The sequence below is a fragment of the Rhodococcus sp. NPDC019647 genome (assembly GCF_044389235.1).
GTDB lineage: Bacteria > Actinomycetota > Actinomycetes > Mycobacteriales > Mycobacteriaceae > Rhodococcus_F > Rhodococcus_F oxybenzonivorans.
On the sequence record NZ_JBIRXS010000021.1, the window covers coordinates 32045 to 46769 of the forward strand.

General features: G+C 66.1%; 14 protein-coding genes. 9 read left to right on the forward strand and 5 right to left on the reverse strand.

The genetic code is table 11. The features are described from left to right. Window positions 1-70 precede the first annotated feature (70 nt). From ACH49N_RS27660 to ACH49N_RS27680, 5 genes are all read right to left on the reverse strand, one after another. Window positions 71-2029 (reverse strand): cation-translocating P-type ATPase, encoded by a 1959-nt coding sequence (locus tag ACH49N_RS27660; RefSeq protein WP_358275780.1) that lies wholly within the window; start codon window positions 2027-2029, stop codon window positions 71-73. Beyond that, window positions 2026-2409, reverse strand: a complete 384-nt coding sequence (locus ACH49N_RS27665) for a metalloregulator ArsR/SmtB family transcription factor (RefSeq protein ID WP_358275782.1) — start codon at window positions 2407-2409, stop codon at window positions 2026-2028. The genes ACH49N_RS27660 and ACH49N_RS27665 overlap by 4 nt, the downstream gene beginning before the upstream one ends. Window positions 2410-2758: 349 nt before the next feature. Beyond that, the gene (locus tag ACH49N_RS27670) at window positions 2759-3172 is read right to left on the reverse strand and encodes a Rieske 2Fe-2S domain-containing protein (protein ID WP_358275784.1); all 414 of its coding nucleotides are present in this window, start codon (window positions 3170-3172) and stop codon (window positions 2759-2761) included. Next, the gene (locus tag ACH49N_RS27675; RefSeq protein ID WP_397504803.1) at window positions 3169-4437 is read right to left on the reverse strand and encodes a ZIP family metal transporter; all 1269 of its coding nucleotides are present in this window, start codon (window positions 4435-4437) and stop codon (window positions 3169-3171) included. Before ACH49N_RS27675 ends, ACH49N_RS27670 begins: the two co-directional genes overlap by 4 nt. Beyond that, window positions 4434-5495: a multicopper oxidase domain-containing protein gene (locus ACH49N_RS27680; RefSeq protein WP_358275785.1), complete on the reverse strand. Its 1062-nt coding sequence runs from the start codon at window positions 5493-5495 to the stop codon at window positions 4434-4436. Before ACH49N_RS27680 ends, ACH49N_RS27675 begins: the two co-directional genes overlap by 4 nt. Before the next feature lie 639 nt (window positions 5496-6134). Here ACH49N_RS27680 and ACH49N_RS27685 point away from each other — a divergent pair. From ACH49N_RS27685 to ACH49N_RS27725, 9 genes are all read left to right on the forward strand, one after another. Beyond that, window positions 6135-6869: a M23 family metallopeptidase gene (locus ACH49N_RS27685; RefSeq protein WP_358275787.1), complete on the forward strand. Its 735-nt coding sequence runs from the start codon at window positions 6135-6137 to the stop codon at window positions 6867-6869. 462 nt (window positions 6870-7331) lie between these two features. Further along, window positions 7332-7919, forward strand: coding sequence for a hypothetical protein (locus ACH49N_RS27690; protein ID WP_358275913.1), 588 nt, complete (start codon window positions 7332-7334; stop codon window positions 7917-7919). A gap of 70 nt (window positions 7920-7989) precedes the next feature. Further along, window positions 7990-8277: a hypothetical protein gene (locus ACH49N_RS27695; protein WP_397504804.1), complete on the forward strand. Its 288-nt coding sequence runs from the start codon at window positions 7990-7992 to the stop codon at window positions 8275-8277. A gap of 542 nt (window positions 8278-8819) precedes the next feature. Continuing rightward, a complete protein-coding gene (locus ACH49N_RS27700; protein ID WP_358275788.1) occupies window positions 8820-9374 on the forward strand; it encodes a hypothetical protein in 555 nt (184 codons plus the stop codon). Window positions 9375-9771: 397 nt separating this feature from the next. After that, the gene (locus ACH49N_RS27705; protein ID WP_109336429.1) at window positions 9772-10485 is read left to right on the forward strand and encodes a ParA family protein; all 714 of its coding nucleotides are present in this window, start codon (window positions 9772-9774) and stop codon (window positions 10483-10485) included. Next, complete coding sequence (locus ACH49N_RS27710; RefSeq protein WP_358275789.1) at window positions 10485-11351, forward strand: ParB/RepB/Spo0J family partition protein; 867 nt, start codon at window positions 10485-10487, stop codon at window positions 11349-11351. The genes ACH49N_RS27705 and ACH49N_RS27710 overlap by 1 nt, the downstream gene beginning before the upstream one ends. Before the next feature lie 375 nt (window positions 11352-11726). Continuing rightward, the gene (locus ACH49N_RS27715; protein WP_236603594.1) at window positions 11727-12398 is read left to right on the forward strand and encodes a recombinase family protein; all 672 of its coding nucleotides are present in this window, start codon (window positions 11727-11729) and stop codon (window positions 12396-12398) included. Window positions 12399-12627: 229 nt separating this feature from the next. Continuing rightward, window positions 12628-13470 (forward strand): hypothetical protein, encoded by an 843-nt coding sequence (locus tag ACH49N_RS27720; RefSeq protein WP_358275791.1) that lies wholly within the window; start codon window positions 12628-12630, stop codon window positions 13468-13470. Between the two features lie 297 nt (window positions 13471-13767). Then, entirely contained in the window at window positions 13768-14460 is a 693-nt protein-coding gene (locus ACH49N_RS27725) for a pentapeptide repeat-containing protein (protein ID WP_159928210.1), read from the forward strand. Window positions 14461-14725: the final 265 nt, after the last annotated feature.

Below are 14725 nucleotides of genomic sequence, written 5' to 3' on the forward strand. Positions count from 1 at the left end.
TCGGCAGAGCAGGCTTCGAGAGGAATCAAGATGCGACGTCGTCGCCGCACCCTCGACACCGGTGCGCGGGTCATCGGTGGATAGCGGTCGCTGGAACCGGTTCGGGCGCAGCCTTTTCCGGGCCGGTGAGGGCGCGGGCGCGGCCGGCACGGACCCCGTTGGCGATAACGACGATCTCGGCGACCTCGTGGACGAGGACCACGGCGGCCAGGCCGAGGACCCCGAACAGGGCCAGCGGCATCAGCACGGTGATGATCACCAGCGACAGGCCGACGTTCTGCAGCATGATCGCCCGCGAACGCCGCGCATGCGCCAACGCCTGGGGCAGGTGCCGCAGGTCCTCACCCATCAAGGCGACGTCGGCGGTCTCGATCGCCACGTCGGTACCCATCGCGCCCATCGCGATACCCAGATCGGCGGTGGCCAGGGCGGGGGCATCGTTGACACCGTCGCCGACCATCGCCGTCGCCCGCCGCGTCCGCAGATCGGAAACGATGCGGGCCTTGTCCTCCGGGCGCAGGTCCGCGTGCACCTCCTCGATCCCGACCTCGGCGGCCAAAGCCTGTGCGGTGCGCGCATTGTCGCCGGTCAGCATCGCCACCTGGTAACCGCCTTCGCGCAGCCCGGTGACCACCTCGCGTGCCTCGGGGCGGAGTTCGTCGCGCACCGCGACCGCCCCGATCAGGGTGCCGCCGCGCTCGATCAGGACCGCGGTGGCCCCGGCGTGCTGCATCCGCTCGATATCCTCGGACAGGGGTCCGGGGTCGATCCAGCCGGGCCGCCCCAATCGGGCGGGGACACCGTTGATGTGTCCGGTCAGGCCGGCACCGGGAACGGCATCGACATCCTCGGCCGGGGCGTACTCGTCGACGGCGGCGAGGATCGCCGCGGCGAGGGGGTGTTCGCTGCGGGCCTCCAAAGCGGCTGCAACACCGAGGGCCTCGCCGCGGGTGACGCCGCCGGTGGTCGCCACGTCGATGACCTCCGGGCGGTTGCGGGTCAGGGTGCCGGTCTTGTCCAGGGCAATACCGCGGATGCGGCCCAACGCCTCGAGCGCGGCACCGCCCTTGACTAACACCCCGAGCTTAGAGGCGGCGCCGATCGCGGCGACCACCGTCACCGGGATCGCGATGGCCAGCGCACACGGAGACGCAGCGACCAGCACCACCAGGGCGCGTTCGGTCCACACCCGGGGATCGCCGAGCAGGCTGCCCACGGCGGCGATGATCGCGGCGGCGACCATGATCGTCGGGACCAGGGGTTTGGCGATCTTGTCGGCGAGGCGCTGGGCCTCGCCCTTGCGGGACTGTTCGGCCTCGACAATTCGCACGATCTTGGCCAGCGAGTTGTTCTCCGCCCGCGCGGTGACCTCCACTTCGAGGACCCCGGTGCCGTTGATGGAGCCGGCGAACACCTCGTCGCCGGGCCCGGCCTCGACGGGCACGGATTCGCCGGTGATCGCCGAGGTGTCCAGGGCGGTGCGGCCGGCCCGGATGGTGCCGTCGGTGGCGATCCGTTCCCCGGGTGTGACGATCATCAGTTCACCGAGCGCCAAATCCGCTGGAGCGACGACTTGTTCGCGGCCACCGCGCAGGACGGTGGCGGTGTCCGGGACCAGGGACAGCAGGGCGCGCAGGCCGCGGCGGGTGCGGGCGACGGCGTATTCCTCGAGCCCCTCGCTGATGGCGAACAGGAACGCGAGCATCGCGGCCTCGCCGACCTCGCCGAGCAGGACGGCGCCGAAGGCGGCGATCGCCATCAGGGTTCCGACCCCGATCTTGCCCTTGGCCAGCCGTTTCAGGGTGGAGGGGACGAAGGTGTAGCCGGCGACGAGCAGTGCCAGTGCCTCGAGGGTCAGCTGCACCGGGCGCGGGCCGGCTGCCGCGCCGATGATCAGGGCGGCGATCAGCAGCACCCCGGCGATCGCGGCGGCCCGGATTTCGGTGACCTGCCACAGCTTGTCGGGTTCGTGCTCCTCTTCCCCCTCGGAGCGGGGGTCGTCGTGGCCACAGCCGCATGCCTCACTCACGCGGTCACCTCCGTACCGGTGTCGGTGCCGTAGTTCGGGCACAACGCGACCGCGTTCCCGGTGGCCGCGAGGAGGGTTTCCGCCGATGCCAGCAGGTCCAACAGTTCCGGCCGGGTCAGCGAGTAGAACACCTGCCGCCCCTGCGGGCGCCCCTGCACCAGCCCGCAATCGCGCAGGCAGGCCACGTGCGCCGACACCGTGGACTGTGCCAACCCGAGCTCACCGACCAGATCAGCCACCCGCGACTCCCCGTCGGCGAGGCGCCGCACGATCGCCAGCCGGGTGCCGTCGGAGAGGCTGTGGAACAACGCCACCGCCGCATCCAGGCTCGAGCCGGTTCCTCCGGAGGCGAGGCAACCGCCCGCACTATCAATCGTCATAAGACGATAATAACTTGATTCAACGATTATGTAGAGAGTCGGTTTCCGAAGTTCCCCGACGTGCGCGCCTCGTTAGCGCGCCGAGAACCGGCTGCAGCCACCGGTGACGACCCGCTCACTGGCACCGACCGGCCGAGCATCATGGTCGGCAGGACGCGGTTGCCGGAGGCCGGGCTGGCGAGGTCGAAGGAGGTCAAAGGAGGTCAGCCGCCGACGCGTCGCGACCGAGGCCGCAGCAGTGAAGGCCCCTACCGCGGCGATACCTTGGGGACTCGAGCACCGGGACGACTGGAGTCGATCGGTGCGGCCGGATGCCCAGCGGCCTGGGAACTTCCCCGAGACCAGTCGCTCAGCCGATGGTGAGGAACTCCCCGGTGCGGGTGACGGGGTACGTGGGAAGGGGCTGTTGGGCGGGGCGGCGGACCACGGAGCCGTCGGTGCTCGAGTAGCGGCTGCCGTGGCAGGGGCAGTTGATGGTGCCGTCGCGGACCTCGGAGACGGTGCAGCCCTGGTGGGTGCACACCGCCGAGAAGGCCCGGAACATCCCCGGTTCCGGCTGGGTGAGGACCAGGTCGTGCTCGGGCAGGACGATGCCCCCGCCGACCGGGACCTCGGCGACGGGAATCCGGGCGAGGTCGGCGGGGCGGCCACCACCGGCGGTGGCCGACCCGGTGCAGCCGGCGGCAGCGAGGCACCCGGTGGCGCAGGCGGCGGCGAGGAAGGTGCGCCGCGGCATGCCATTGGTCGGTGGACGGATGCTCATGCGGGCACCGCCAGCGCGGTGGCGAACATCAGCAGCAGTCCGGTGCCGACGCCGAGAAGCACCCAGGGACCGAGTTCGGTGCGGTCGGGGCTGCGCAGCGAGGGGGCGATCTGAACGATCACCTGGATGATCGCCCCGACACCGACACCGAGCAGCAGCGCGGAAATCTCGGGATTGCCGACGCCGGCGCCGAGGACCGCGCCGAGGATGGCCGGCGCCCCGGCGAGCATCCCCAGGCCCAGCAGGGTGAGCACCGAGGTGCGGCGACGGGTGAGCGGAGCGACGATGGCCAGGCCCTCGGTGGTGTTGTGCAGGGTGAAGCCGAGGACCAGGAAGGCGCCGAGGGCGAGCTCACCGACCGCGTACGCCGATCCGATCGCCAGCCCCTCACCGAGGTTATGCAGTCCGATTCCGGCAGCGATCATCACCGCCAGCCGCAGGCCGGACGCTCCGGTGGCGTCGGCGCCCGCCCGCCGGGCCCGCAGGAATCGGTCGATTCCCATCAGGGTGAGGAAGGCCGCCGCGGCGCCGAGGACGACCAGGGCGGTGCCGCCGAACGCACCGCCGGACGCAGCTGCCAGCTCGAGTCCCTCACTGGCACCGTCGAAGGCGAGGAACGCGAGCAGGCCCACGGTGACGGCGAGGACGAACCGGACCGTGTCGGCGCTCACCCGGCGCAGCACCGGCAGCAACAACATGCCCAGCAGGACCGGGATGATTCCCACGTAGGTGCCCAGCAACGCCATCGTCAGGTAGAACTCGCCCCCCGGTGCCGGGGTGGCCACCGCGGCGGGGATCTCGTGCTCGATGACCAGACCGGTGTTGGTCAGCATCGAGATCAGATACGGCTGGCCGGTGATCCACGGATAGTCGAGGGTGATCGTCTCGGACGTCAACCGGCCGAAGGGCTCCTCACCCCCGGCGACATCGACGAACGCGTCGTTGACGAACACCTGCGCAACGGTGACCGGGTCGGGGCCGACATTCCGCAACGTCAGACTGATCTGCCCCGGCTCGAGGACGGTGCGCTCGACCGCGATGTCCTCGATCGGCGGGCCGGCGCGCTCGGGCAGGCTCTGCGCGGCCAGCATCGCCACCCCCGCCAGGGCGGCGACGATGATCATCACCGCACCCAGGCCACGGATCCACACCCCGGCAGGTGAGGCCGCTGCATCCGGTGAGGATTCGGTCTCGGTGACCGCGCCGGGCTCCGTCGCCGCGGTACGGTCCGGGTCGTCCGCCCGTGGTTCCGGGGTGGTCGTCATTCGGTCACCTCGAAGAACCCCATCCAGCCCAGGTCGGCGAACTCGGTTTTGTGGGCGTGGAACATGTAGCGGCCCGGGTAGGGGAACCGCATCTCGCAGATGCCGCGCTGGCCCTGGGCCTGAATGATGGTGTCGGTGAACTCGGCCGGCTCGAGCCGGGTCCCGGTCGGGTAGTAGTCGAAGAAGTTGCCGTGCACGTGGAAGCTGTTGATCGGGTCGTACTCGAGGACGTTGACCAGGTAGATCCGCACCAGCTCGTTGCGTCTGACCTGCACCGGTTCGTGCATGTAATGGAACGGGATGCCGTTGACGGCGTAGAGCTGGTTGCCTTCGCCGTCGAAGGTGGTGTTGTAGCCGTGCATCACCATCACCATTTCGTCCGCCGGCGGGCGACCGCGAGCCGGATCGATGATGAAGGTGCCGTACATGCCGCGGGCGATGTGCTCGGCCAACGGGCTGACGTGACAGTGGTAAAGGTGCAACCCGAACGGGGTCGCGTCGAACTCGTACGTGAACGATTCCCCCGGCTCGATGATGCCCCTACCCACCCCGGGAACACCGTCCATCTCCGCCGGATGGATGCCGTGGAAATGCATCGTGTGCGGATGTGCGGACCCGTTGGTGAACCGCACCCGCAGCCGATCGCCCTCGGTGCAGCGCAGCGCCGGACCCGGTACCCGCGAATTGAACGTCCACGCCGGGAAGACGACACCGGGTGCTACCTCGATCTCCTCGTCACCGGCGAAGACCTCCCACTCACGCAGCGTGCGCCCGCCCGGCAACACGGAGGTCGTTCCGTAGTCGAAATCGCGGAGCATGGCAGTGGGATGGAACCCGTTGGCCGCGTGGTCGACCTGCTGACCGGCCCGGAACGTCGGCCCGGCGTTACCGCCGCCGTGCCCGGTATGACCCGAGAGGTGCGAGGACTGGGACACACCGCCGGGAGCCGGATACTGCCCGCCCGGCGGTTGGGTCAATCGACCCGCACCCAGCACCAGACCCGCCGAACCCGCCAGCGCACCACCGAGCAGCACCTGACGGCGAGACGGCGCGCTCACCACACCAGCCCCGGCCGGACCGCACACCCGTAACGCACCTTGATCAGCATCGGCACATCTTAGAGTTTGGCATCCCAAAATAGGAACTTCAATACACCGAATCCAAGTCGGACGGGGAGCGGATCACCGGCAACCATCCACGGGATCAGCGGGAGAGGTGCCAGAAGTGGCAGACGTTCCACATGGGCGCTGGCAGGATTCTGGTGCGCATGAGGGCACGCACTCCCACCAGCACCTGGAGGACCGGAGCGTGTGGTTTATATCACATTTTGATTGAGCCGCGGCGTGTCTGCTTGCGCGGGTTAGCGAGGCCGCTCGGACCGCGTCGCGGGATGTCGCCGCGGGAGTCCTGCACTCACTCACCAGCCCCGTAAACGTCGAGGTCATCATCGGTTTTCTCTCCCCTTGCGCGGTGCTGCTCGACGGGAATTCCGGAACGGTGGTCCCGTGTCGTTACCTGTCTGCGATGCCCGCTGCAGGGCTCTGACGTGGACATATTCGAGCAAGATCATGTTTGTATATCGATTAGGTCACGATAGCGAGTTCGATACCGCTTTGTTACTTTCCTTTTCGACGGGGGTCCGAGGCCGCGAATCTCTACGAACGCGGGCCTAGCCAACACAGATGAGGTAAGACACCGTGGCGAAACACCGCAGGACGGCACATCGTTCTCATTCCATCACCGGCCGCCTGAAGATCGCGACCGTCGCCGCGGCGAGCGGTGCCATCCTGATCGGCGGCGCGCAGTTCGGCGCCGGGTCCGCGACCGCCCGCCCGCTCGAGATCCCGCCGGGCCTACTGCCGGCCGGTGTTCAGCTGCCCGCGATCGAGCTGCCCGACCTGCCGGCCGCACCGCCCGCGCCCGGCATGCCCGGGCCGGTCAACCCGGGCACCCCCGCCCCGCTCAATCCGGGCACCCCCGCCCCGCTCAACCCGGGCACCCCCGCCCCGCTCAACCCGGGCGCCCCCGCCCCGCTCAAGACCCACACCGTGCAGCCGGTGTCCGGCACGCTGTCCTCCGGTTACGGCCCCCGTTGGGGCGCGCAGCACGGCGGCCTCGACATCGCGGCCCCGATCGGCACCCCGATCCAGTCCGCGGCTGACGGTGAGGTCATCTCCGCGGGCCCGGCCTCCGGGTTCGGGTTGTGGGTGCGGGTGCGCCACGACGACGGCGCCGTCAGCGTCTACGGCCACATCAACGAGTTCATCGTCAACGTCGGCCAGCGGGTCGCGGCGGGCCAGCAGATCGCCACCGTCGGCAACCGTGGTCAGTCGACCGGCCCGCACCTGCACTTCGAGGTGTCGGACGCCAGCGGCAACCGGCTCAACCCGAGCCAGTGGCTGCGCGACCGCGGCGTCTCGGTGACCTGGTGAGCTGACTAGAACTTCGCCCCGGCGGTAGTCAGTTCCACACGATTCCGCCGCGCTGCGCCGAATGACCCTGGCAGAACCCCGATGTCGTTCGATGCGGTCACACGGGAAGCCCTGGTTCCAGGTTCCTAGCTCGAAAACAGCCCAACCCACACCTCGGGTCGTGGAATCGTCGAGCTTGCCCCCGGCGATGATCGAGCTCCACACCCGAGAGAACGCACCGCTGATCGCCGAGACGGTCACCGACATCGGCCTCTAACAGACGCATTCGGTCGTCATTGCATCTGATGACGCAGTCGTAGCCGATCGCCTGCGCCACTCGCTCCGGTCCGCGTGCCCGGGCGGTTCCCTGCACCACCGGCACAATTGATGTCGGACACCGCCCCTACCCTCCCGGTAACAGCACCGCGGAGGCGGAGGGAGAGCAGTGTGGCAGTCGTAGACGACGTTGTTCCGCTCCCCGGGATGCCCGCACATCAGTTGGTCTCGGCGGTGGAACAACTCGCCCTGCTCGGGCAACCGCAACCGATCCGGGTCCCCGAACGACTGTGGCGGTCCTGGCTCGACGACCCCTCGGTACTGGCCCGGTTCGACGCCAAATGCTATGAGAGGGAATCGGACCGATGCACGGTCTGGCTGGGCAGTGTCTCCTCCACCGGACACGGCTCCTTCCGGGCCGCGAGCCTGCCCGGGCCCTCCCGCCGCGGCACCGTCCCGGCCCATTTGTTCGCGTATCAACGCGAATACGGGATCATCCCCCGGCTGGGATGGTCCGGCACCGACGACGCGGTGCTGTGCCACCAGTGCGACTTCGCCGGTTGCGTCAATCCCCACCACCTGCGGTTGGGCACCAACGCCGTTAACCGCACCGAGTACCACCTGCGGCGCCGTAACCTCGCCAGCCCCCTCGCCGACGTCCGCGGCCCCGCTGGCCGCACCCGCGCCGTCGCCACCGCGATCCGGATGGGTTTGGCCGATCGCGAACTTCCCCACGTTGTCGAAACACGGATCGCGGTGGCTGAGGCCGCCGGAATGCCCCTGACTCTGTGGTAACAGCAGGCTGCGACCGTCGCTTGCCTTGACCGACAAGTAGTGTCGCGGCACCTGCCTAGAATTGCTGCTCATGCTGACAGCCTGGGGTGACGAGAGCGGATCCCAACCCGACCGCGACCCCAACACGTACCTCCTCGCCGCAGCCTTGTGCGACGAGGAGGATGTTCCGACCGTACGGAAGGCGATGGAAGCGCTCCGTCTTGGGCACGAGACGAAGGTTCACTGGCACGGGAGCAGTTCCGATCGACGGCACGAGCTGGTGGCGGCCGTGAGCGAACTCAAGCCTCGTCGTCCGGCGAGTAATCCTGCGGCTCACTTCCAATCCCACCGCGATGGGATGGCTACACCGAAACTATAGCAATCGCCATCAAGCGCCACCAGAAAGAAGCGATCGGAATGGGCGCGCAAGGCTGGAAACCGCTGGGTGGGCTGCCAACAGGGGTTCTTACGCCCCGGAGACCTCCTACACGAACCACTTCCCGCGGCTATTGCCTCGGGCATCCGCATTATGTTGGTCCGGGTTGTCTCGACGCAACCGTCGGACCTGGCCGCCGACACCCGTCTTCGGTGGCCGCCTCCCCCGCCATCCGTCAGCGCCCCGTTCGGCACACCCCGCGTCCAGTGACGACGCCGCGGCGGTGTAGGCGCGTGAACTCGAGCATGGAAGCGCGATCACGACCACCCGCCAGGATCCCGCAGCCGCGGCGGCGCTCTTCACCCTCACCACAACGGATGCCGCACCCAGCCGCGAGCTGCGACTGCGGTTGTGGATGCCGCACCCCGGCCGCGGTGCTGCGGCTACGGACCGCCTTCGCCCAACAGGCGGATTAATCCTCCCCGTTTTCCGACACCACCTCTTCCCAGCCGGAAAACATCCAGTCACCAAGTTAGATTCACGGCATGAAATCCGCGTCCGCGCACGTCCGTCGCAAACCGTGCCGCACCGCGCACGAAGTACAGACCCGATTGGCAACGGGCGCGAGAACGGTAGTCCTCGACAGCCCACCTGAGACCACCATCGAACTGCGCGACCTCCCCGATGGCCTCACCCTTCGCGTCGAAGGCTCATCTCGCGTGCAGATCACCGACACCACCAATCGGCCAGAGAAACACGCCCCGGCGATCGTCATCACCGGCGCCGCCCACGCCCAGCTCTTCGGGCACACCCGCGCGCACGCCTACACCACCGCCACCGTCGACGCCTTCGATCACGCCCGGGTCACCGCCCACAACCGCGCATCCGTCTCCGCCGTCGACCACGCGCTCGCCCTCGCCGGCGAGAACACCACCGTCTACGCCTACGACTACGCCGCCGTCCACGCGCACGACGACGCGCAGGTACACGCCACCGACGACACCCGCATCGTGCTGCACGGCAACGCCCACGCCGCGGCCGCCCGCGGTGTCACCATCTTCGGCCCTGCCCGCACGAACGTCACGGTCACCGCCAGATAGCGCAGCGCGCCGAACATCGATGACCTGGAACTGGATCGCGATGTCCGTTTTGCCCGTTGTTTACCGCGGTAAACAAACCAAACCGATTGGTCTTGTTTGTTTACCGCGGTAAACAACGGCACGAGATGCTCGGGCACCCGCAGAGAGTGTGCTGGTGGCGGTGCGGGGACGAGCGCTGCGGACGCCTGCCGCGTCAGCGTGTTTCACGCCAGCCGGACCTTTCACGAAAAAAGCGTGGAGGCCTCGACGATGATCCGTTTTCCGAGGACGGCCGACCTTTGCCCTCCGATCGCGTGACGCTCCGCGTGTCGGCCCCGCTCCAACTGCTGCGGTGCCGTACCGTGCATCCCGTCCGAAGTAGCCCACAGGAGTGGGTGAAGCAAACGGAAAGGGTCCCATGACCATTCATGTCCTTCTCAATCAGAAGGGCGGCGTCGGCAAAAGTACCGTCGCCGTCAATCTCGCCGCCGTCACCGCGGACGTACTCAACCAAGACGACGATCCCGACGCCACCTCTCCCGTTGCCGCGGTCTCCGTGGACCCGCAGGGCTCGGCGATCTGGTGGGCCGACCGCCTCGACAACCTGCCCTTTCACGTCGTGCAGGCTCACGACGACCTCAACGGGCTCCGTCAGCTGGGTCAGCTGCCCGGCATCCGCCACGTGTACGTCGACACCCCTGGCTGGATCGACCTCAACGCCGCCGATGACACCTCCGACCCTCTCGGTCGCGGACCGGCCGCCGATGCGTTGCGGACGGTCCTCGAGGTTGCCGATCACGTCATCGTGCCGATGGAAACCGAACCGCTCTCGTTCGACCCGACCGCCCGCACCATCCGAAAAATCTTGGAGCCGCGCGGCATTCCGTACACGGTGGTGATCAACAACTGGGATCCCCGTGACGGCAAGCTCGATCTCGAGGAGACCAAGGACTTCGTCCGCGCGAACAAGTGGCCACTGGCGAAAACCGTGATCCGCCACTACAAATTGCATGCCCGGGCGAGCGCCGACGGCCTGGTGGTCACCGAGTACCCCGCGAACAGGGTTGCGCTGCAAGCCCGTGAGGACTTCTACCGACTGGCACTGGAGTTGCGGATCGACGGTGGTCGGTGATGGCACGCGGCACCCGCACCAACCTCGCAACCCTCGCCGGCGTCGTCGGCGAGAACTCCCCCGTCGACCGGCCCACCGCCGGTGGGACACCGACCAACGTGCCCTTGAGCGAACTGGCACCGAATCCACGTAATCCACGTGATGACCTCGGCGATCTCAGCGATCTGGCCTCGATCACCGGCACCCAACTCCAACCCGCCCTGGTCGTTACCCGGGACGCCTATCTGCGCCTGTATCCGGAAGACGACACCACGATCGGGCTCGCCCGATGGGTGGTGATCAATGGGTGCCGGCGACTGGCCGCGGCCACCAACTTCGGCCGCCCCAACCTCGACATCGTCGTCAAAGATGAAGTCGCCAAGGACCGAGTCACCCTGCTCGCCGCGGCGGTCATCGAGAACGTCGGCCGCCGCGACTTCGACGTCATCGAAGAAGCCAAGGCCGTCGAACTCCTGATCGGCGAGTGCGGAACCGTCGAGAAGGCCGCCATGAAACTCGCGAAGTCAAAGGGCTGGATCTCCCAGCGACGGGCCCTGCTACAACTCACCCCCGAACTCCAAACCGCCCTCCGTAACGGCGAACTCGCCATTCGCACCGCCCGCTCGCTCGCGCAAGTTCCGCCAAAGGAGCAAGTCGAGGCCTGGAACTCCGAACGCAAGCGAAAACATCAAGGCATTGAACAAGATTCGGCTCCCACTGACAGCGGCCACAAGCCGGTCAAACGAGTGCCGGTAACCGCCGCGAAGGTAACCCGCACCTTCCAGCGCCTCGACGCCGACCCGACCACGCTCGCCGACGCCCTTGTCGACTACCTCGACCCCGACGGACTGCAAGCACTCATCAAGGCACTCACCGATCGACACTGACTCGGGACGCCTGCTGGGGCTCTTCACCATGTGGTGAAGAGCCCCAGCATCGAAATCCTTGTTACCAACTGCGTCACGAGCACGACGTGCGAAGACCTAACGCCTCCGACGACGTCCGCACCTCTCGTCGGCTGTGCCCGCATCCACCTATTCAAAGGGGCGAGCAGTAGCTGACGATCGCGAACATCCGCTTCGCTAGCTGTTACCGAGTCCGGCCGACAAGGCAAAACGGGCTGAGCGCCATTCTGCGGCCACCAGGGTCCGTTTTGGCCAACGTCATACCGGTACACCCGAGAACGGCGCTCTACGGCGAAACTGTGCCCGGTCGACACCCTCCCTGTCGTTCGTTTTCAGTGTTCGGTTGAAAAATCCGGTATGACGCGCCGATACCGGACGATGTGGATGTCGGACCGTCCGGAGATACTGATGGACGTGAAAATCGGCTACGCACGATGCAGCACCAAGGCTCAGGACCTGGCCGGCCAGGTCGCCTGGCTCGGCAAGCTCGGCGTCGAGCAGTCACGTATCTACACCGACCATGGATACACCGGGCGCAACAGAAAACGTCCCTCACTCGCCCGCGCCCTCGAGGTCGCCCGGGCCGGGGACGAATTCGTTGTCACCAAACTCGACCGGCTTGGCCGATCGGCCCGCGATTTGCACGAGATCGTCGACGGACTCGTCGCCCACGGCGTCGCCCTCAACATCGACGGCCGGGTGTACGACCCGACCGACCCGATGGGCAAGATGTTCATTGGCTTCCTCGCGATCATGGCCGAGTTCGAGTCGGACCTAAACCGGCAGCGCACCCGGGCCGGCGTCGAGGTTGCGAAAGCGAAGGGCAAGATGCGCGGCAAGCAGCACCGGTTGTCTCCGCTCCGCCGCAGCCTGCTGCTCCGTGACTACGAGACGGGCAAGTTCACGATCGCCGACCTGAGCCAAAATTACAGCCTCAAACGCACGAGTCTCTACGCCAACCTCGAGCTGGCACGTGTGGAACGCGATGGCGCGGACGTGGGCTCGGCGGAAGCGGGACTATCTGCTTGACCGCCCGTTTCAGAAGGCGATTGCACGCAGGAACATTCAGCTACCAAAGGGTGTCGGACGGGTTTGCGACACTCAACGGTTCGGTAGTGAAAGGTCACCGGCGACTGCCCGTGCCGATCCCGGAGCGTCCGAGAAGGTATCGAATGTGAGACTTGCGTAGAAGTCCACAACTATCCTCCGATCGCCGAGGGTGTCATCGCGGTCAGGCAGAATCATTGCTGTGCCTCCCATGAACAGCCCGGCAGCCCGGCTCGCGAACATTCTGAAAAGACTGCTCGAAGCAAACAAGAACATTTCAACCAAGGACGCGCTCGCGCCCATCTTAGGAAGTGCCGACGGGGTCGAGTTTGCGCGTAGCTTCGGGTATCTGATCGGGCTACCACAGCAGGTTGCGGCCGCAGTCACCAACGCGGCCGATCCCGACCATGACGACGTTGACTGGTATCTCCAGTGGAGGCCCACCGTCGACCGAGCATTGAGCCAGGCATGGGCTTTTACGTCTGCGGTCCACAGTGTGCAGCAGTTGTATTCCTCAAATGACATCATTTACCTCGAAGCGTGCGGCAATCTGCTCGGTCGCGCGCGAATCGAACCTCGCATTGCACCCGAAACGCTCGACGACCTCTGGCAGAAGACGCAGGATCTTCGCGATGACCTGTTCAACGCAGAGGACCTCCCAGCCGATCTCAAGTCGTTCATGCTGGACCAGCTCGAAGGAATTCTCCGAGCATTCCGTGAGTTCATAATCCGAGGACCCGAAGCGCTGGCAGAAGCAATCAACCAAGCTGTGGGCGCAACAGTCACATCGAGGATCATGCCCCGGATTCAGGAGAGCCCCGAAGCACAGCCGTGGTGGAAGAAGTTTTCCGTCCAGATCGCACTGATCACCAGTTTGATCGGCATTCCTGGCACGGTTTTGGCCTTACCACCTGCGTATCAAGCCGCTGTCGAGGCCATTTCGCCGTCCGCTGAGGCGGGGCGTCCTACGTCTACCATCGTCATAGACCAGTCGGTGAACATCGAGTTTGATCAGTCGCCATCAGAGGATGACTCGGCACCTTCACACCCGTAATAGTGGTTCAGGCGCGCGGACGATGTCGCACCTATAACCATCTCAGTAACGGTCGTCACTGAGGCGCGCCAAGGAGACTTGGATATCCGAGCCCGACCTCGCGCGCGACTTACGCAGATCGATCCATGGCACGCTGCGTCGCGAATCTGAAGTCTGTGGGTCAGAATCCCCTCTATGACTCTTCCGCCGCAGCCGATGCCGCAGCCACCGGCTCCGACGCCGACCCCTGGTCCTTCAACTCGTTGGGGACGTGCTCGTGTCTGGTTTCGAGATCCGCCATGGTGGTTCAGAGATGTCGTGATTGCGGTGTTGGTGTCTGCTTTGGTCGTACTGGCAACTACGGTGATCGACGATAGGCGTGCCGTTAGGGACCGAGAGATTGCAGCAGCTGCCGAAGTGCGCGCGGAGCGTATCGAAAACCTACGGTTTGTGCGGGAGCGCTCCAGTTCGGACGCCGATCTGCCTCGCCCGTTTGCGGCACTGGATCTTGCCGACCAGAGCCTGGGGGGATTGCAGTTGCGCGGCGCGATCTTCAGCGGTGCAAGCCTGTCCGGTGCCACCTTCGACGGCGCGGACCTTTCCGGAGCAAAACTTTCGAAGGCAGATCTGACGAAAGCGCAGCTTCAGGGTACAGACTTGACCGGCGCGATCCTCTTACAAACAAATATGACCGGTGCTTACATGTTGGTCGTGAACCTGTCCGGCGCGAACCTGGTTGAAGCAAATTTGACCGGCGCGCACCTGCCGGGAGCAAATTTGACTGGCGCAATCCTGACGGCGGCGAACTTGACGAGAGCGGATCTGTCCGCAGCGGATCTGTCCGGCGCGTTAATGACCGGCGCGGAGCTAGCCAACGCAAACCCGGCCGAGACGACGCTGGCGGGCATGCATCTACCGGATGTGAACCTCACAAGTATCTGCTGGGATGACTCCACCAAGTGGCCCGCAAATTTCACACCGCCATCAGATCGGACAGGGTGCAACGAGTAGACACTCGCACTAACACTCCGTTGTTCCCCAACTGCTCCCGCGTTTCGCGAGTTCCAGATCGGCTGAATGAGAGGCAACGAAAAAGCGCGTCATCCAGAGCAGCTTAACCACGTTTCATTCGGCGTCGTGGACTGAACTACGCAGGGAGACAGGACTGATCCCCCGCTCAGGGATCACACGAGTTGAGTACGGTCAGCACCGTTCCGTTTCGATGACGAAGCGCGAGGCCAAGCCGATCTCGAAGGCCGACGGCAAGTCAGGCTGT